Genomic DNA, 18,551 nt, shown 5'->3' on the forward strand with positions numbered 1-18,551 from the left:
TCCTTGTTCTATTCCAAGGTTTTGTTGATAGAGATACTAATTGTTTAATATCCATTCAATGAAAATAGAAGAAATAGAAAATATAGAGTTAAAGTTTTTAGACCTTGATGATTATCAAGAGCTCAAAAGCGCCATGATTTCGGCATATACCAATATGCCCGGATCGTATTGGAAAGAGGAGCATATAAAATCGCTAATCGATAAATTTCCAGAAGGTCAGGTAGTTATTAAGATTAATGGACAGTTGGCCGGTGTGGCCCTGTCTATTATCGTAGACTATGATAGTTTTGATGATGAGCATACGTATGAGCAGATTACTGGTAACTATTCTTTTTCCACGCATAATGATGGAGGAGATGTGCTTTATGGTGTTGAGGTTTTTATAAAACCCCAATTCCGTGGTCTAAGATTGGGTAGACGTTTGTACGATTATAGAAAGGAATTGTGTGAAAAACTAAACCTCAAGAGTATTGCTTTTGGAGGTAGAATGCCCAATTTCCATAAATATATGGATGAGCTTACTCCAAAAGAGTATATAGCCAAAGTGCGTAGAAAAGAGATTGCGGATCCTGTACTGAACTTTCAGATTAGTAATGATTTTCATCCTGCTAAGGTTATGAAGGGTTATTTGGAAGGTGATAAAGCTTCAAGTGACTTTGCTATCTTAATGGAGTGGGATAATATTTATTACCAAAAACCCTCAAAAAAAGCATCGGCAAAGAAAACGGTTATTCGTTTAGGGCTTATACAATGGCAGATGAGGCCGTATAAAGACTTAGAGGAATTGCTGCAGCAAGCAGAGTATTTTATTGATGCCGTATCAGGTTATCGGTCAGATTTTGCCCTGTTTCCGGAGTTTTTTAATGCCCCTTTAATGGCAAAGGACAATCACTTGTCCACGCCAGATGCTATTCGTGAGTTGGCGAAACATACGGATGCTATTGTACAGAAATTCTCGGAGTTTTCTATTTCGTATAACATCAATATTATTACAGGAAGTATGCCTGAAATGATTGATGGACGTTTGTACAACGTAGGCTATCTATGTAGAAGAGATGGTAGTATGGAGCGTTACGAAAAGCTGCATGTAACACCAGACGAAGCTAAAGTTTGGGGTATGCAAGGCGGTAATCAGTTAAAGGCTTTTGATACGGATTGCGGTAAAATCGGAATTTTAATTTGTTACGATTCAGAATTTCCAGAGTTAAGCCGTTTATTGGCAGATGAAGGAATGGACATATTATTCGTTCCCTTTTTGACCGATACTCAAAACGGGTACTCAAGAGTACGACATTGCGCTCAGGCAAGAGCAATAGAAAATGAATGCTACGTGGCTATCGCAGGTAGTGTAGGCAACTTGCCAAATGTTCAGAATATGGACATCCAATTTGCTCAATCCATGGTATTTACGCCTTGTGATTTTTCGTTTCCAACAAATGGTATAAAGGCAGAGGCCACACCAAATACGGAGATGATTTTAATTGCTGATGTAGATATCGATTTATTGCGAGAACTCAATCAATTTGGGGCAGTACGCAATTTAAAAGATAGAAGAAAAGATATATTTGAACTTAGAAAAAAAGTATAGTTTGACTGACTTGAAGATTATAGGTAGTGAAGAATGGTGTGTGTTTGAGAATTTGGGTATTCCAGCCATAAAGGCGAGGGTAGATTCAGGAGCTAAAACATCCTCTATACAAGCAACCAACATAAAGATTATTATGAAGGGCACCCAAGAATGGGTAAAGTTTGAGGTGAGCCCTTTACAAGAAAACAGGAGTATTGCTATACCTTGCCAAGCTAGATTAGTAGACCGTAGGATGGTAAAAAGTTCTTCCGGTATTTCTGAAGAACGTTTGGTGGTACGTACGCCTGTTAATATAGGAGAAGATACTTTTGAGATAGAACTTACTTTAGCTAATCGCGATACTATGGAGTTTCGTATGTTGTTAGGTAGAGAGGCTATTAATGAGCGCTATATTGTAAACTCGGCTTTAAACTATCAAATACAGGATTTTGATGATGAGGCGGTAAATAAAATGTATGCGCCTTACTTTAAAGAAAAATCGGGTCTTAAAATAGCATTACTTGCTAGTAACCCTAACCTATATAGTAACAAACGTATTATAGAGGCAGCAGAAGCGCGCGGACATGAAATTGTTTTCTTAAATGTAGAACATGCATATATGAAGTTAGATGCCCACTCGCCTGAAATAAGGTACAGAGGGGGCAATATCCTTAATGCTTTTGATGCGGTCATTCCTAGAATAAAGCCATCGGTTACTTTCTATGGTTGCGCGTTGATCAGACAGTTTGATAATCTTGGGGTGTATTGCCAAAATACCGCCGAGGCCATTACACAGTCTAGAGACAAACTTTTTGCATCGCAGTTGTTCTCTAAGAATGACATACATATACCTATTACAGGTTTTGCAAAATCTCCAATGGATACCAAAGACCTTATTAAAATGGTAAATGGTGCTCCACTAATTATTAAGTTGTTGGAAAGCACCCAAGGTAAAGGTGTTGTACTTGCTGAGACCAATAAAGCTGCGGAGAGCGTAATAAATGCTTTCAAAAGTGTGAACACGAACATATTGGTGCAAGAGTTCATTAAGGAAGCCAATGGGCAGGACATACGCTGTTTCGTGGTAAACGGAAAAGTAGTAGCTTCTATGCAACGTCAGGCAGAAAAAGGTGAGTTTAGAGCTAACATTCACCAGGTGGTAAGGCTTCAATTATTAAAATTACTTCAGAAGAACGCAAACTTGCGCAGAAAGCTGCAAAGGTTCTTAACCTTGCCGTAGCAGGCGTAGATATCATTCGTTCAAATAAAGGACCGTTATTGTTAGAGGTAAACTCTTCTCCAGGTCTTGAGGGAATTGAAAATGCTACCGGAAAAGATATAGCTAACGAAATGATTGTGGCTATTGAGAAAAAGTTGAGGTTTACTATCTAGTCCTATTATATAGGTATAAAGGTTAACCCAATATAAAAGTATAATGCGATTGTCGCTACTAATAAGTAGATGGCAATCGCATTTTGCATTCCTGATAAGACGGATTTAAATTTCTATTGATATTAGAGCAGTTTTATCAATTCAATGAAAATTGTCTTCTTACAGTCAAAAACGGGTTGTTTTTGAGAATAAGTGTCTTTCATCCTTCTTTTCTAGTGCCTTGCCGATATTCTGATTTTAGGGCTACCGCCTAATGCATCTCTTTTTCCGTTTAAGGGTGAAATCATCGGTATAGCACATCATTTCTCCGATGTAAAATCAGTCATTTTTGTTTTTATATAACTGACTTACAGTTTTTTACACTTCAACGAGTAAAACGTACCGTTTAAGAGAATTTCCTCAGGCACCCTACAATGTACCGTTCAGAAATAGAAGAAACGAATTACAAAAACAGATTTCAACTATGGTACGATTCAACATTTTAATTCTTATTGCACTTGCAACTTTAATGACTTCATGTTCAACTTCTACTACTGAAGAAGATGATTTGTACAAGGCTGTTGCAACTACCAATAAAGAAGTAACGATTTATGCTATAGAGCAAGAAGTTATAGATGTTGTTAATGACTATAGAGTATCAGTTGGTCTTAATGCAGTAGAGTTTAGTAGTGTAGCTTACGGTTACGCAAATGCTCACAACGAGTATATGATTTCTGAAGGTATTATCAGCCATGATAATTTTGATAAAAGAGCTTCTAAATTATCTGAAGAAGCAAATGCCGATTTCGTTTCTGAAAATTTAGGTATGGATTATACAAATGCTAATGATATTCTTGAAGCTTGGAAAAATAGCCCAACGCACAAGAAAGTAATGGAAGGTAATTTTAATTATACTGCCGTTAGTGTTACTGCAGATGAAAACGGTGTTCTTTATTTTACTCAGTTGTTCTTTCAGTAAGATTTTATAATTGAACTAGATTTTAGTTCAGTGTAGAAAAAGCCTCTTATTTCTTTTAGGAAATAGGAGGCTTTTTCTATTCGTATATAATTTATAACACCAGATTTTTCAAGGAATAAGTATTGGAATATATGATATAGGTTATAACTATATACTATTGTTTGATTTTAATCGATGAAATGTAGTCTAAACCTGCATTTTTCCAATAATGTTACCGTTCGTCGAAAATATATACTTTTTACCGAAGGTATATAATAGCATAGACAATAATTAGTAGGTAAGCCCTGTTTTTTATAGGACTTAACCTACAATTACTTGCCTATGATACGTAAAACTACTCTAAAGCAAAACTTTATATGTTTATTGCTGTTTTTTTGCGCTTTTACGCACGCACAAGATAAGGTCTATGTTGATGCTATTTCCAGTGAAGACGAAGTTACCTTATCAAACAATGCTATCGATTCTGATTTAACATCTAATGCAACCATCCGAGCCAGTTCAGGTTTAGCTTTGGGTCTTGGTGCTTATGATGGTCATTTAGAATTAACTTACCCAACTACGTTACCGGTAAATACCACAAGTTATTTGAAGATTGAATCTGAAGAGGATATACTTTCTAGTTTATTGGGCGGCAGCTTAGGCGGCTTACTTTCTGATATTACTGGTGTTGTGCTAATTGGTAATCAAGAATTTTCTGTAGAAGCTCTTAATAATACCAATGTAGTACAGCAGGCAAGTTCTAGTGCTGCAGATGCTTTTTCATCTGATGAGGCACGAGTTATTATGGATAAAAACGGAGATTACTTTCTTGCCTTAACTCCGTCTAGTCCGTATGACAGAGTACGCTTAACGAATAGCATGGGGTCATTAATAGGATTAGGTCAAGAACGTGACTTAGATGTCTATGGAGTTTTTTATGGAGATGGAGATACACCTTGTGGTGCACCTAATTACACGTCCTATAGTGGTAACGGTATTTCGTTAGATTTACTGGACTTAGGTGGAGCTGGGGTAACAAATCCGGATTTAGCCATAGATGGAAACAGAAGCACCTTTTCTAAGCTAGGTCTTGGAATTATAGATGTTGCAGCAGATGTTGAGCAGACTATCTATTTTAATAGTGCCGATGATACAAACGATAATTACTACGCAGAAATTGGTATAGATCCTTCCTTATTGCAATTGGATATAGCTAATTCAATTGAGGTGATTGGCCAAAATGGGGCTGATGCACCTGTATATTCGGAGAATCTGGCCAATTTATTAGATTTAGACCTTTTAACCTTATTACAGAATGGCGAAACGGTCATTATAGGTTTTGACCCCGCAACTCCTGTTGATAGAGTAACGGTGCGGTTATCATCTTTGGTAGGTGTTGGTATTGATCAAAATATTAGAATTTTTGATGTTTATAGGGCACCTGCAACACCAGTAATCACTTCTATTGCAGATGATTTAAATATCTGTGCTGGTTCAAGTACTACTATTACAGCAGAAGTTCAAAACGCCAATAACGTTGAGCTAAGATGGTATGATGCCGCGACAAACGGAAATTTATTAGCAACTACAAATTCAGGTGATGCTTTTGCTACGCCAATTTTAAATTCAGATACAACCTATTATGTAGCTTCTGCTGAAATAGGATGCGCTCAGGAATCACCACGAACTGCAGTTGAAGTGAATGTTGAACCTATACCAACTGCCGCAGATATTACTGTTTTAGGAAATGAGAATCCTATTTGTTCATCAAACAATGTAGTACTTGTTCCGTCAAGTTCTATTAATGGTACTTTTTCATGGTATTTAGATGCAAATAAGACCACTGAAATTACGGACGGTATGGTGTCTGGCGATGTTACCTATGAGATAGATGACAATGGTGTAATGACCATAACCGGACTTACCGAAGCAGGTGGACCTTACAATTATTATGTGGCCGTAAAAGATGATTTAGCAGTTGCGAGAACGTTTCTGGAGATTTACAATCTGTTGAAGTAAATGTGGTAGACGTTGCAAAAACAATATCTATTGATTCAAACCCTATGATTAGTTTAGATGGTTTGCTAGATATTTTTAACGGTACCAATACGGTAGATGTAACCGGAACTGTTTCTGGTGATGTTATTGGGAGAGCCTATATCTTTAGCCGTAAACGGAAAATTATATGATGGCGTAGTAGCGGCAGATTCTTCTTTTAGCGTAGAGGTAGATGCTTTAGATTTAGTTTCCGATTTAGATAACACGCTCGAAGCTTTTCTACAAGGTGTCCTTTGTACCGTGTCTGATGAGATTTTAGTAGACCTTCCTGATTTGTTAATAGATGATGTGCTACAGGTATTTTGCGCTGCTGATTTCCCTACAATAGCAGATTTACAAGTAGGCCTAGGAGATATAATTCTATTTGATGCCCTAACAGATGGGTTGCAATTAACTGCTGAGACACCTTTGGTGAATGGTCAAATTTATTTTGCAGGAATTTTAGATATACCTACATCTATATTGGCAAGAGTACAGATAGAAGTTACTATTGTTGATGTTCCTACACCGACTACCAATTCTACAGATCAGACTTTTTGTAATAGCGATACACCAGTTGTGGCAGATATTCAGACTGATCAAACAAATGTTGTGTTCTATGATAGCGCTTCCGGGGGAGATGCAATTGATCCTTCCTCACCTATAGAAAACGGACGTAGTTATTATGTGGCAGCTGTTGAAAATGGTTGTGAAAGTAGTGAGCGCTTAATGATAGACACTACTTTAGATGATGATGGTTCTTCTCCTATAACTTTAACGGGAGAGTCTGTAAAAGTTTGTCAAAACCGCTCGTACACCTACGTTACCAATAGTGGTAAAGAAGATTACTCTTGGACCGTAGTAGGTGGTACAATAACAGAAGGCGGTACTTCTGCAGATGATTTTGTAACCGTATCATGGACGGAGTTAACCAATACGAATATTAATGTCTCTTACGTAGATGATTCAACCTGTAGCCCAAATAAGATGATGTTTCTTGAAGTTGAGGTAACTACTTGTGGAATGGTTTTGGGCGAAGAATTCTGTCTAAAGGTTTTCAATGAATTCTCTCCTAATAATGATGGTTTCAATGATGTTTTCACTGTTCAATGTATTGAAGATTATTCAAATACTGTAGAAATATATAATCGTAATGGAAACCTTGTTTACAAAACGGCAGACTACCGCAATACTTGGGATGGTATGGCAAATGTAAAAGGCGTTTTAAATAAGGGAGACCATTTACCTTCGGGAACATACTACTATTCTATTCAAATACCGGAATTAGAAAGAAACCTTATTGGCTGGTTACAATTGGCCAGATAATACATTGTGCTTTAAACTATTCATACCAAACCCTTGTCAATTATGAAATTACTTTGCACTACTATAAAGATAGTTATGCTCTGCTATCTTACTTTTAATATGAGTACGGCCTATGGCCAACAACCTCCGCAGTATACACAATACATGTATAATACGGCAGTATTAAATTCAGGTTATTCGGCTAGAGGTATTCTGGAGGCTACTGTTTTGCACCGTTCACAATGGGTGGGTATAGATGGTGCTCCAGAGACGCAATCTTTATCCGTTCAGGGAAGATTGCGAGAGAGAGTAGGTCTAGGACTTACCATTATCAATGATAATATTGGGGCTGCAAACGACCTTGATGTAAATGGTACTTTTTCGTATGAGATACCAACTGGGTATTTTACAAAGCTTTCTTTGGGAATCAATGCGGGAATAGATGTTTTAAAAGTGGACTGGTCCAAAGGGACTTACCAAGACGGTCAAGATCCAATATTTGCTGAAAACCTGAACAAAGTCAGACCAGTTTTTGGCGCCGGAGCTTACTTTCATAGTAGCAATTGGTACGTTGGGGTTTCTACCCACAATTTTTTGAATTCTCAGATTTATAGTGATGATGAAGAAATAGTGACCAATAGAAAAAGTCAGTATTATTTAATGGCAGGCTATGTTATGGACCTTTCTGATAATTTAAAATTTAAACCGGCTATTTTAACTAAACATGTGGCGGGAGCACCAATAACTGTAGATGTATCTGGTAATTTCTTGATAAAGGAAACCTTGGCTTTGGGCTTGGCATACCGTTACAATGATGCCATTAGTGCTTTGGCAGGTCTTCATATTGCTAAAAGCTTCTTTTTAGGGTACTCTTATGATTATTCTATAACGGGCTTGGAAAGTTATAATGACGGCTCTCACGAAATCATTCTCAAATACAATCTATTTGATGCTAAGAAAAGAGCATTGTCACCTAGATTCTTCTAAAACTTACTATCATGAAAAAACTAGTACTATACATATTTATGGGCACATGCCTTATGGTTACTGCCCAAAGTAAGGAAGAAAAAGCCAATGCCTATTTTGAGGATTTTAAATTTGATAAGGCAATTGATTTGTACAGCGATTTAGCGTCTGAAAAAAGAAGGCCATCTCTTGACGTTATTCAGCATTTGGCAGATAGCTATTTCAACATGAACAGGTATCAAGAAGCGGTTAAGTGGTATGAAAAATTATACAGCATAAAAGGCAAGGAAGTTGGTGAAGGCAACATTATTAAACTAGTGCAAAGCCTTAAAGCAAGTATGCAAAATGAAAAAGCCGACGAATTGCTGAGAGATTTTTATACAGATGAAGATAGGTTAAACATGATGTTGTCTCAAAAGAAACATTTGGATAGCACCTTAGGTCAGCAAGAGAAATATACCACCATGAATCTGCCTTTTAACAGTAGAAAATCAGATTTTGGACCTATGTTTTTTAATGACGGATTAATCTTCGCTTCGGCTAGAGACACTGTAAAGTCTAACGGAGAATTGTATCCATGGAACAAACAGCCTTATTTGGACCTCTATGTTACTAAACCAAATAATTCAAATTACATCCCGGAAAAATACTTAGAAAATTTAGAGTCTTCTTATCATGATGCAACTTTGACGTTCTCTTGGGATGGACAAACGGTATACTTTACGCGGAATTATCTAAAGAAGAAAAACAAGTTAAGTGCCAATGATGATGGTTTGTCTAACATGCAAATCTTAAGGGGAACGATACATAATAATGAACTTATCAACGTAACCTCGTTGAGCTTTAATAGTAAAGAGTATTCTTGTGGACATCCGGCATTAAGCCCTGATGGTAGATATTTATATTTTACCTCTAATATGCCCGGCGGGTTTGGAGAAAGCGATATTTACGTGGTTGATTTAAATAATGATGGAGATGTACTGTCAGACCCTATGAACTTGGGTTCTACGATAAATACACGTGGTAGAGAAATGTTTCCTTTTGTAAATAATGAGGTATTGTATTTTTCATCGGATAGTCATTACGGACTAGGAGGATTGGATATTTTTGGTTCAATAATTTCTTCTAAGACCCAGTATTCTTTACCACTTAACATGGGCAAACCTTTGAATAGTAATATGGATGATTTTTCATTCATCCGAGAAAATAAAAAAGGTAATGGATATTTTGCTTCCAACCGTGCTGGAGGTAAAGGGGATGATGATATTTATCGATTTGAAAAGGTAAAAGCAACAGATTGTTTAGAGTATTCAGGATACGTATTGAACAAGCTAACAGGCGAACCTATTGCAAATGCCAATGTAGAACTCAAAAATTCGGTAGCTGAATTGGTTTCTATTTATAGAACGGATGAGTCCGGATTTTATAAAATAATACTTCCGTGTAACAAGAAAAATACATTGGTCTTTTCTAGAGCAGGATTTTCCAAAGAAACTGTAATGATTCAAACTGGTGAAAACCCTGAAGCTCCTTCTAAGGACAATAAGGTGTATTTAACTCCTTTTGATAGTTTGGTAGAGAAAGATGGAGATATGGAGAAAATTAAGGTAAATCCAATCTATTTTGAATATGACAAATCTGATATTACTACAAGGGCAGAAATAGAACTTGAAAAAGTACTTTTTGCCATGGAAACATTTCCTGAAATAAAGATTAAAATTGAATCACACACAGATGCCAGAGGTTCTGACTCCTATAATTTGGAGCTATCGGATAATCGGGCGAAGTCCACAAGACGTTACTTGCTTTCAAAAGGTATTGATGCGGATAGGATTGAAAGTGCCCATGGTTATGGGGAATATCGACTAAAAAATGATTGTGCTAATGGCGTAAAGTGTAGCGACCAAAAGCATTTGGAAAACAGACGGTCTAATTTCATTATCGTTTCCAAACAAGCCGATGAGGTTCGCAACGCAAAAAGATAATAGTATTAAACATATCAAAAATGCTAGCTGTAGAACTAGCATTTTTGGGATGTGACTTTAAAAACTTATTTAGCTTGTAGACGGGTTGTACTATGGGTTAAATGGTTTTTAATTTATTACGATAGAATGTTGGGATCTTTGACTTAGGGAGCCAAATTTTCCAACATCTCTTTCGTGGTTTTTTCGTCAAATTCTGCTTGCCAACCCCAATCTCGCCTTGCTTCTTGATCATCAATACTACTAGGCCAAGAATCAGCTATTGCCTGACGAAAATCTGGTTCATAAGAAACTTTAAAATCAGGAATGTGGTTTTGAATACTTTCCGCCATTTGAGAAGGCGTAAAGTTCATAGCCGATAAATTATACGATGAGCGAACTTTTACATTTTCAGCATCGGTTTCCATGAGCTGTAAGGTAGCTTTGATAGCATCTTCCATAAACATCATCGGTAACTCGGTATCCTCTTTTAAAAAGCACGTATATGCTTTCTCTGATAATGCTTTGTGGTAAATTTCTACCGCATAATCTGTAGTTCCGCCATAAGGCATGGTTTTCCAACTAATTAATCCAGGGTAACGAATACTTCGTACATCAACTCCAAACTTGTGAAAGTAATAATCGCACCAACGTTCACCAGATTGTTTACTTATACCGTACACGGTACTTGGCTCCATTATAGTGCTTTGTAAAGTGTTTTCTTTTGGTGTATTAGGTCCAAAAACAGCAATGCTGGAAGGCCAGAATATTTTGTCTATTTTTTTCTCTTTGGCTAGGTTAAGGACATTAAAGAGCGAATTCATATTTAGGTTCCAAGCACGCATAGGAAACTTTTCTGCCGTAGCGCTCAACATGGCTGCCATTAGGTAGATTTCAGTAATTTCATAATAGGCAACAATCTCTTCAAGAGCATCATAGTCTGTGGCATCTAAAATCTCAAACGGACCGGAATCCATCAAATTTTCATTGCCCTCGCGAATATCACTGGCAATTACACTTTCATTGCCGTATGTGTTGCGTAACGCCATGGTTAGCTCAGTACCTATTTGGCCACAAGCACCTATAATCAGAATAGATTTTTCCATTAATATCTCGTTAAATGAATTGGGGAATAAAGATAGCGCTTCTTAAAATTTGTACATTCGCTTTATGAAAAGAATCTTCTTCTTTAGTTTGATGCTAGTATTAACAGTAGCCTGTAAAGAACAAAAACAAGAATTGGTTGTAGAGGATGTTATTGCCCAAGAATTAAGTAGTGAAAAATGGGCAAAGAAACTCCCTATTAAACCAAAAGCCCAAGCTATTCTAGATGATTGGATAGAATTTGCGTCTTTTGAAACCAGTTTTGATGCACTCCATACGGTTGCCAATATAGAAGATTTACGATTGGTTATTGACGAAATGATAACCAAGCAAAATCAATTGGAGGAATCAACCTACCCAAAAGAATTCAATATTCCACAAGTAAAAAGTCGTCAAAAAGTATTTAAAACGTATCTGCTTAAAGTAAAGGGCGATTTATTTTATAGAATAGACCCAGAGGAATCCATTGTTCAAATGATGGAAGCGTATAACGCTTTTAGAAATCAATTCAACGTTGTGGTAAATAACACCTTGGATACAGAATTAATCTTGGATTTCTAAAAATAAAAAAAGCGACCAATCTTTAATGGATAGGTCGCTTGGTATAAGAATAGGATAAGGATTGGTCTATTTAAAATTTGTCTTTACCATGTAGAGTGAGCTAGCGTCTATATCTGTAGTTCCTGGCAGTATTTTTTGCTCAATAACACCGTCTCCATCATTGTCCGATACAGCAAAGTCATCATCATTAATAAAAGCAAGCGTGTTACTGTTCATAACCCAGATGCCCTCAAGTTTATCATGGGCATAACCAAATTCCGCTACAAGGTCTACTACTAGTTCTTTTTGAACGGGTATAATGTTTGCAGCTGCTAATTCCTGAACGGTTAATTGCTCAATGGTTTTATCTCCTATCATGAGGCCGTTTTCATCTTTTGGGTTGTTACCGCTTATATCAGTAGCCCCGTTAAGATTTATTTTGTAGATGTGTTTTTGGGCCGGTCCTTCCCCGGCAAATTTGCCATCGCGTTCTACCACCAAAAACTCGGTGTCGGAAATTGCGGTAATTTCGGAGTTGGAAAGATTGGCTTTTTCCTGAACGTATACATATTGTCTGGTGTAGCCCGTTTCCAAATCAAATGTTACGATGCGCGTGATGTTGGATTGAATTTTTTCCGGGTTGTACATTGTAGATTGCATAATACCCACAAGGGTTTTTTCGTCTGGAGTAATAGCAAGACCTTCCATACCTCTGTTCGCCCGTCTTTTGGCAAAGACAGCAGGTAATTTGCGATCGCCGGTATCTTCATTGACACCAATGGGGGATATGCGCTCTATTTGAACTCCATTGGCCGAATAGTGTACAATATGTGGTCCGTATTCATCGGATACCCAAAACGTACCGTCCTTTAATGCTACGATACCTTCGGAATCCAGACCAAAATCATCAAAAGGAATTGCATTTCCAGCGGCATCATAAGGTATTTCACCAGTAGCTCCCTTTCCTTCGGGATTGGGTATTCCGGTTATGGTTTTACCTGTGGGGTCTTTTAAAAGAATTTCATCAATAAGTTCTATTTTTCCTGATGAAGTGACGGTATAGTGGTGGCCAATACGCGGAGTGTATTCCGCAACTGGAAACTTCTTTCCATCTAGGTAATTGGTATTAGGCCCACGGTCGGTAATGGCATAAAACTCGGCTTCTTCAGTGGGGTGGGCAGTAGCACCTGAGCCAAACCCGCCGTTTCTTACTTCAACGTCTCCGTTTATAGTGTTTAAGACTGCATAAGGTAAAGGGTATTGCGTATTGGTTTCTAGGACCTCTGATGGGGAAACCGAAACGGGTTCTGGACCCTGACCAATAAAATCGTCAATGTAATCGCAAGAATTTAGCATGAAGAGGCCTACGCACAGTAGTATTAGTTTTTTCATTTTTAAATATGGAATTTAGGTTCATTTAGCAAGGACTAAAGTTCCAATATTTAAGGGGCCGTGTTGTTAATTGAAAATGAAGAGATCGTTATAAAAAAAATACCGCACAATAGGGAAAGACCTAAGTGCGGCATTAAAATGTTATATTATAAAAGGTAATTGTTATACTACCTCATATTCTGAATTTTTAATTTTTTTTTCTTCTTCTTTTTTCCGGTCTCAACAGGAGGAGCTGGAGCTGCTGCTGGAGGATTCTTTCTAGATTCAAGCGCTTGCTTACTCAAGCTAGCCAAGTTAAAATTAGGGTCTATAGCAAGAGCCTCATCTATTTTTGCTATTGCAGCATCTATATCACCGCTATTGTTATCATATATAGTAAGAGCCTTTAAGTGAAGAAATGCAGCTTTTAGAGGAACCTCATAAGGTTGTTGTCTCTCATAGAAAGCATATTTCATATCATCTTTTGCATTGGCCATTCCATAATCAATATTGGTAACAGCCTCAGAATTTGCTCCCGTTTGAATCTTTAGATCAGCAAGTTCATATGCTAAATAAGGGTTGGGAGTTCTTTTAAAAAGTTCTTCAAATTGCTCTAATGCTCGCTTGGGTTGGCCCAATGCTTTTAAAGAAATAGCTTTTACCTGAACGGCCATGTCAGAATCTGTTGCTTTCTTTTCTATACCAATCGTATTCAATGCCTGCATATGCTGATTGTTGTTCGCATATACGAATGCCAAAGTGTCTTTTCTTTGGTCAGAAGGATCAATTACATTAAGATGGGTAAGCGCACTAATTACACCGTTTACATCTCCTTGAATTCTCATTTCCTTATAAAAGGCCTCATAATGTTTTTGCAAGTCGCTTTTAGATTGTGCTATGGCTGAAAAACTGATGCTCAAAAGCAGTACGACAAATAATTTTTTCATGTGTTGCTATTTTACGATTCTATCGTTTTGGTTGCGGTTTGCAAAATTAGCAATATTATTGGTATGTATCTGTGAATAAAAGCATAATGAAAAAGCACAAATAAAAAAAGGATGCCCTAGGGCATCCTTTTTATGTCGGTTTGGTTGTTTGTACTAAGCAACAAGTGAACTCTCATTGTTTTTATACGATTTTAAAAGCATAGAATAAAGTGCTAAGCTTTTAGGGTCTTGATCAATACATGATTCTAAAAAATCATATAAATTTTTAAACCACAGGTTGGTGTGTAACGTGGGAATAGAAAGATTTACCGTTTTAGGGTCATAATCTTTGTCATCCATAATAATGTCCATCTCAACCCTTCGTCTATGATAATCCATAGACACGTTTGCTGCATTGTAATGATTTTTTAATATCGATACATGCAACTTTCTCATTTTTGGGGGAACTTTTTGCTTGGTACAGCTTGAAGCAATCAGATTCTTTATTTCTATAAGAATCCGGCTTCTTAGACCTGAATCTTCCATGGCAAATAGTTTTAATTTATATACCAAAGTTACCTTTTAATCGATGAAATGCACGATGCATTAACAATTATAGAATTAGTTTGTTGTGAAATGGCAGATAGCTGTGGTGAAAAATACCTACAACGTTGTAGTAAACCTAAAATCTTTAACGTTTGTAAGGTTGTAGGAACGTATAAGTTTACCTTTTTTGTCTGTATCGTCAGCATATTCGGGTAATTGAAGCTTATGCTTAATTGCTTGTAAGCTGTAATAGTCTCTTTTATCTGGGTGATAGGGAAACACTGCATTAAATAAATCCTGCCCCCAATTTTCCTTAACTGATTTATAGATGATTCGTATACAATCGTTCAAGTGAATTAAGTTGATAGGTGCATTCCCGTTCTTAAGGTTTTTTCTTTTGGAGAGCATCGTGATCGGGTTCCTATTTGGACCGATCAAACCTCCAAATCGTATAACGGTAGTTTCAAGTTCGGGTTCATTTTGAAATAACTCTTCACATTCCAAAAGCTGCCTTCCAGATTCGGTAGAAGGTTCCGGTTTGGTGTCTTCGGTTATCTCTCCATCTATATCACCATATACAGATGTACTGCTTACAAATATTATCTTACGAACTGTGGAAGATTTTATAGCCTTCAGTACCAGTTGCATTTTTTTAACGTAGTTCTCTTTGTGCTCACCTCGTAATTTTGGAGGGACGTTTAATATCAAAACATCAGCATGGGTTAAAAATGAATTCATATCTCCGCTTATTTCCGTTTCCGAAAGAGATATAAGAAAGGGATGAATGCCTTTTGCAGCTAATAGGGAGATTTTATCTTCTGAAGTTGTTGTGCCATTTACTTTGTATCCTTTTTCTATAAACTTTTGTGCCAAAGGAAGGCCAAGCCAACCGCAGCCCATAATGGCTATGTTTTTATTCAAATTTGATGGTTTTAGTGGTTATAATAGCATCATTAAGCACAAACGGCATAGGAATACTGGTTTTTGGTCTTTCTGGAACCGTAAAAAGAGGGTGGTTTAAAAGGTTATTGGAAGCTTCGTTAAAGGTGAGCTCAAGAACACTTTCTTTTGGTATGGTTATTTCAAGCTCGGTATAGGCATTGTCCGTTATGTAATGGGTAACCAATTTACTGGTTTTTCTGTCTTCTAGGTAATAGGGAGAAAGCTCTATTTGATTGATTTTCACTTTTTCCAGATGCATACTTTCGGTAAAAATGTCCAAACGGTTTACTGCGCGTTGTGGCGTAATGCAAAGTTCTATAGTTCTGCTGTTCCCAATAATTGTATCTCTTATGGCTTCAATTTTAGGGCCTTCAATTTGCTTTACTGGTGCATCTGCAGAACGACTAAACAGTGTATTGTATTTACTGCTAATAGTGTTTTTGTTTAGGTTCTTTTCAGCTTTGTTATCTGTTTCTAAAAAGGCTTTATTCCAATCAATTAATACTTGATCATAACTGGCCCATTGTGCCGTATTTTTATCTGTGTCAAGAAGATAGACCAGACTGCTTGGTTTACCATTTTCTGTATCAAAACCTGAATGCATATGAGCGTATATAGTGGTGACTGCAAAAGCAAGTAGCCCAAAATAGGCCCACTTTTTTTTACGTTTGTACATCCCGAAAATAGGGAGGAGTAGAAAGAAAATTAGGGTAACGAGTGCTGTACAGCCTACCATCATCTTGAGACCTAATCCTACAGGTAGACCTTTAACTAAAGGTGTGTACAGCCATATGGCCGGTAATGCTAGAAATGCCATAAGAAGTACGCTAGGCACTTTTTGATTCAATATTACATACCATGAAGCAAGTAATGCGAATACAGGGATAACAAAGAAACTAGCGTATAAGGTAAATATTGAGCGACTGCTCCACAAAGAATCAACCATAAAATTAAGGGAGCCACAACTAAATCTGTTACGGGTGTTTTTCTGAATTTATGATATATACCAAAGCAAATGGCTAAAGAAAGGCATACGAATGCAAAAATATAAGCGTAGCCGTTATAAGTGAAACCATGTAGAATATCATTGTAAGTTGGGTAAATCCGTTTTAAAACGGGCCAACTGTAATACCCGATAAGTCCATTTATCCCTAAGGATAGGAATAGCGGAACAAAACCAATAAAAACTCCTTTACCTGTCAAGGTCTTTTTTCTGAATCCGTAGACTAGATTACCAACGAAAAATAAAAAAGCCAGCGCTAACATGGGCCAAATCCAATCAAACGGATAGGAGATAACACCAAACAGAGGCATATTAAAATACACGTAGTCATTTAGGCTTGCTAATTGGTTTAGCTCAATAGTACTAAAATGCTCCAGTAAGGGAGCCAAGTAACTGCCTTGGTGTGCTAATGTTTTTTTATCCAGACGCTCATAAGTGTCTTGAGCGGTGTGGTAATCAAAATGATCGTCTATAAAAGCAAAATTAAACCCTTGAATATCCCTGCCTTCCCTAAAAACCGTCAAATCCGTATCGTTCGGAAGCATTTTATAGATACTGTAATACAATGAATTGGCCATGGGGTATTTTGGATTGGCCTTTATAAATTCGCGTATCAAGTGTTGGTTTCCTCTGTTGGTTTCTATGAAGGTATAACTTGGTCCACCACTGCCCCGGGCTTCAAAATTGAGGACTAAACCTATATTTTCTGCCCATTTATGTTCATTTACAAAGAGGTCTGCACCATTCAGGCCCAATTCTTCTCCATCGGTAAATAAGATGATAATGTCATTTTTAGGCTGCTTTCCTTTAGATAGATAGGCTCTTACACTCTCTAATACGGTAGCCACACCACTACCGGCATCACTGGCGCCAAAGGAAGAGTGAGGGTGACTATCATAATGAGAAAGAAGAAGTAATGCCTTACCCGTTCCGCTACCTTCTATTTTAGCAATAATATTCTCTGGCTTACTCATATTTCCCCAATCTCCAATGGTATAACCTGTCTGAAGCGACGTTTGGAAACCCATTTTGTCAAGTTCAGAAACAATATACTCCTGTACTTTTTTATGGGCGGGAAAGCCAATGGCATGGGGCTCTTGTGAGATTTTTTTAACGTGTTTTAGCGCACGATCTGTAGAAAATGAACTAGCAGGTGCAGATGCGTCTTCTTCATAGACCGGCATAGACGTATGAAACCCCCAATATATAGCGGCTAATAAAAGTAGAAAGGAAATGGTGGAGGGAAATCTTTTCATTGGTTAAAGTTCTCAAATTAAAACATAGGATTCTAATAGAAAATCTATTTTGTTGAGCAAGCGTTTAAAATGAATATTTACATATTTTTTATTAAAATAGTAAGAATACAACTAGTAATACGTCGAATAAGTAAATATTCCATTAAAAAATTCACTATCTTTAGTAATTAACCTAACCTGCCGCTAGGCAATAAAAACGAAACTATATGGGAATAAAAAGTTTTCAAGGCCCACGGGCAAAAGTAGATGTAAAGAAAGAATATGACGCGCCCATATTGGTATCGGACTACATGACTAAAAAACTGGTAACTTTTAAACCAGACCAGTCTATTTTAGAAGTTATGGAGCAGTTTACCAAGTATAATATTTCGGGTGGACCTGTCATGGACGATAACGGTTTCTTAGTAGGTATTATCTCTGAGGCCGATTGTATGAAGCAGATTTCTGAAAGCCGGTATTTTAACCAGCCTATTCTTGATAAGAGTGTAGAGAAATTTATGACGAAAGAAGTTGAGACCATTCCCCATGATATCTCAATTTTTGATGCTGCTGGTATTTTTGATAAGCACAACAGAAGAAGGCTTCCCGTAATGCAAGACGGTATTTTGGTAGGCCAGATAAGCCGAAAAGATATAGTTGTTGCTGCTTTGAAATTAACAGGTCATAGTTGGTAGTGTCACGTTAACCCCAAACACATT

The 18,551-nt window shown here is 37.2% G+C and carries 15 protein-coding genes and 1 pseudogene; 9 read left to right on the forward strand and 7 right to left on the reverse strand.

Annotation, left to right across the window (positions count from 1 at the left end):
- Positions 1 to 58: 58 nt before the first annotated feature.
- The 7 genes and pseudogenes from Q5W13_RS09995 to Q5W13_RS10025 all read left to right on the forward strand — a co-directional run bounded on the left by Q5W13_RS09995 (position 59) and on the right by Q5W13_RS10025 (position 10,189).
- Positions 59 to 1,588 (forward strand): bifunctional GNAT family N-acetyltransferase/carbon-nitrogen hydrolase family protein, encoded by a 1,530-nt coding sequence (locus Q5W13_RS09995; RefSeq protein WP_304446191.1) that lies wholly within the window; start codon positions 59 to 61, stop codon positions 1,586 to 1,588.
- Position 1,589: 1 nt separating this feature from the next.
- Positions 1,590 to 2,959 (forward strand): annotated as a pseudogene (rimK, locus tag Q5W13_RS10000) (30S ribosomal protein S6--L-glutamate ligase).
- A gap of 463 nt (positions 2,960 to 3,422) precedes the next feature.
- Positions 3,423 to 3,917, forward strand: a complete 495-nt coding sequence (locus tag Q5W13_RS10005; protein ID WP_304446192.1) for a CAP domain-containing protein — start codon at positions 3,423 to 3,425, stop codon at positions 3,915 to 3,917.
- Between the two features lie 321 nt (positions 3,918 to 4,238).
- Positions 4,239 to 5,915 (forward strand): immunoglobulin domain-containing protein, encoded by a 1,677-nt coding sequence (locus tag Q5W13_RS10010; protein WP_304446193.1) that lies wholly within the window; start codon positions 4,239 to 4,241, stop codon positions 5,913 to 5,915.
- Positions 5,916 to 6,035: 120 nt separating this feature from the next.
- Entirely contained in the window at positions 6,036 to 7,259 is a 1,224-nt protein-coding gene (locus Q5W13_RS10015) for a T9SS type B sorting domain-containing protein (RefSeq protein WP_304446492.1), read from the forward strand.
- Positions 7,260 to 7,301: 42 nt separating this feature from the next.
- The gene (locus Q5W13_RS10020; RefSeq protein WP_155595064.1) at positions 7,302 to 8,225 is read left to right on the forward strand and encodes a PorP/SprF family type IX secretion system membrane protein; all 924 of its coding nucleotides are present in this window, start codon (positions 7,302 to 7,304) and stop codon (positions 8,223 to 8,225) included.
- An 11-nt stretch (positions 8,226 to 8,236) separates the two neighbouring features.
- Complete coding sequence (locus tag Q5W13_RS10025) at positions 8,237 to 10,189, forward strand: OmpA family protein (RefSeq protein WP_304446194.1); 1,953 nt, start codon at positions 8,237 to 8,239, stop codon at positions 10,187 to 10,189.
- A 143-nt stretch (positions 10,190 to 10,332) separates the two neighbouring features.
- On the opposite strand, the gene Q5W13_RS10030 is transcribed toward Q5W13_RS10025, so the two are convergent.
- Complete coding sequence (locus Q5W13_RS10030) at positions 10,333 to 11,271, reverse strand: NAD-dependent epimerase/dehydratase family protein (RefSeq protein ID WP_304446195.1); 939 nt, start codon at positions 11,269 to 11,271, stop codon at positions 10,333 to 10,335.
- Between the two features lie 64 nt (positions 11,272 to 11,335).
- On the opposite strand from Q5W13_RS10030, the gene Q5W13_RS10035 reads away from it, so the two are divergent.
- Complete coding sequence (locus tag Q5W13_RS10035) at positions 11,336 to 11,830, forward strand: hypothetical protein (protein WP_304446196.1); 495 nt, start codon at positions 11,336 to 11,338, stop codon at positions 11,828 to 11,830.
- Positions 11,831 to 11,896: 66 nt separating this feature from the next.
- Here the strand turns inward: Q5W13_RS10035 and Q5W13_RS10040 are convergent, their stop codons facing one another.
- The 6 genes from Q5W13_RS10040 to Q5W13_RS24885 all read right to left on the reverse strand — a co-directional run bounded on the left by Q5W13_RS10040 (position 11,897) and on the right by Q5W13_RS24885 (position 17,853).
- Positions 11,897 to 13,201 carry an esterase-like activity of phytase family protein gene (locus Q5W13_RS10040; RefSeq protein ID WP_304446197.1) on the reverse strand — a complete coding sequence of 435 codons (1,305 nt, stop codon included), beginning with the start codon at positions 13,199 to 13,201 and terminating at the stop codon, positions 11,897 to 11,899.
- 167 nt (positions 13,202 to 13,368) lie between these two features.
- Positions 13,369 to 14,127 carry a hypothetical protein gene (locus Q5W13_RS10045; RefSeq protein ID WP_304446198.1) on the reverse strand — a complete coding sequence of 253 codons (759 nt, stop codon included), beginning with the start codon at positions 14,125 to 14,127 and terminating at the stop codon, positions 13,369 to 13,371.
- Between the two features lie 153 nt (positions 14,128 to 14,280).
- A complete protein-coding gene (locus Q5W13_RS10050) occupies positions 14,281 to 14,652 on the reverse strand; it encodes a hypothetical protein (RefSeq protein ID WP_155595059.1) in 372 nt (123 codons plus the stop codon).
- A 117-nt stretch (positions 14,653 to 14,769) separates the two neighbouring features.
- Positions 14,770 to 15,573: an SDR family oxidoreductase gene (locus Q5W13_RS10055; RefSeq protein WP_304446199.1), complete on the reverse strand. Its 804-nt coding sequence runs from the start codon at positions 15,571 to 15,573 to the stop codon at positions 14,770 to 14,772.
- Complete coding sequence (locus Q5W13_RS24880; RefSeq protein ID WP_368662509.1) at positions 15,566 to 16,411, reverse strand: hypothetical protein; 846 nt, start codon at positions 16,409 to 16,411, stop codon at positions 15,566 to 15,568. Before Q5W13_RS24880 ends, Q5W13_RS10055 begins: the two co-directional genes overlap by 8 nt.
- Positions 16,412 to 16,443: 32 nt before the next feature.
- The gene (locus Q5W13_RS24885) at positions 16,444 to 17,853 is read right to left on the reverse strand and encodes a M20/M25/M40 family metallo-hydrolase (RefSeq protein WP_368662510.1); all 1,410 of its coding nucleotides are present in this window, start codon (positions 17,851 to 17,853) and stop codon (positions 16,444 to 16,446) included.
- A 206-nt stretch (positions 17,854 to 18,059) separates the two neighbouring features.
- On the opposite strand from Q5W13_RS24885, the gene Q5W13_RS10065 reads away from it, so the two are divergent.
- Positions 18,060 to 18,527 carry a CBS domain-containing protein gene (locus Q5W13_RS10065; protein WP_155595056.1) on the forward strand — a complete coding sequence of 156 codons (468 nt, stop codon included), beginning with the start codon at positions 18,060 to 18,062 and terminating at the stop codon, positions 18,525 to 18,527.
- Positions 18,528 to 18,551 lie beyond the last annotated feature (24 nt).

The sequence above is a fragment of the Zobellia laminariae genome (assembly GCF_030553095.1).
Lineage (GTDB): Bacteria > Bacteroidota > Bacteroidia > Flavobacteriales > Flavobacteriaceae > Zobellia > Zobellia laminariae.

Coding starts and splice junctions, on each gene's coding strand:
- Q5W13_RS10025 (WP_304446194.1), top strand. CDS start 8,237: ATGAAAAAACTAGTACTATACATATTTATGGGCACATGCCTTATGGTT.
- Q5W13_RS10065 (WP_155595056.1), top strand. CDS start 18,060: ATGGGAATAAAAAGTTTTCAAGGCCCACGGGCAAAAGTAGATGTAAAG.
- Q5W13_RS24880 (WP_368662509.1), bottom strand. CDS start 16,411: ATGGCATTTCTAGCATTACCGGCCATATGGCTGTACACACCTTTAGTT.
- Q5W13_RS10010 (WP_304446193.1), top strand. CDS start 4,239: ATGATACGTAAAACTACTCTAAAGCAAAACTTTATATGTTTATTGCTG.
- Q5W13_RS10015 (WP_304446492.1), top strand. CDS start 6,036: ATGTTATTGGGAGAGCCTATATCTTTAGCCGTAAACGGAAAATTATAT.
- Q5W13_RS09995 (WP_304446191.1), top strand. CDS start 59: ATGAAAATAGAAGAAATAGAAAATATAGAGTTAAAGTTTTTAGACCTT.
- Q5W13_RS10040 (WP_304446197.1), bottom strand. CDS start 13,201: ATGAAAAAACTAATACTACTGTGCGTAGGCCTCTTCATGCTAAATTCT.
- Q5W13_RS10045 (WP_304446198.1), bottom strand. CDS start 14,127: ATGAAAAAATTATTTGTCGTACTGCTTTTGAGCATCAGTTTTTCAGCC.
- Q5W13_RS10035 (WP_304446196.1), top strand. CDS start 11,336: ATGAAAAGAATCTTCTTCTTTAGTTTGATGCTAGTATTAACAGTAGCC.
- Q5W13_RS10005 (WP_304446192.1), top strand. CDS start 3,423: ATGGTACGATTCAACATTTTAATTCTTATTGCACTTGCAACTTTAATG.
- Q5W13_RS10050 (WP_155595059.1), bottom strand. CDS start 14,652: ATGGAAGATTCAGGTCTAAGAAGCCGGATTCTTATAGAAATAAAGAAT.
- Q5W13_RS10030 (WP_304446195.1), bottom strand. CDS start 11,271: ATGGAAAAATCTATTCTGATTATAGGTGCTTGTGGCCAAATAGGTACT.
- Q5W13_RS24885 (WP_368662510.1), bottom strand. CDS start 17,853: ATGAAAAGATTTCCCTCCACCATTTCCTTTCTACTTTTATTAGCCGCT.
- Q5W13_RS10020 (WP_155595064.1), top strand. CDS start 7,302: ATGAAATTACTTTGCACTACTATAAAGATAGTTATGCTCTGCTATCTT.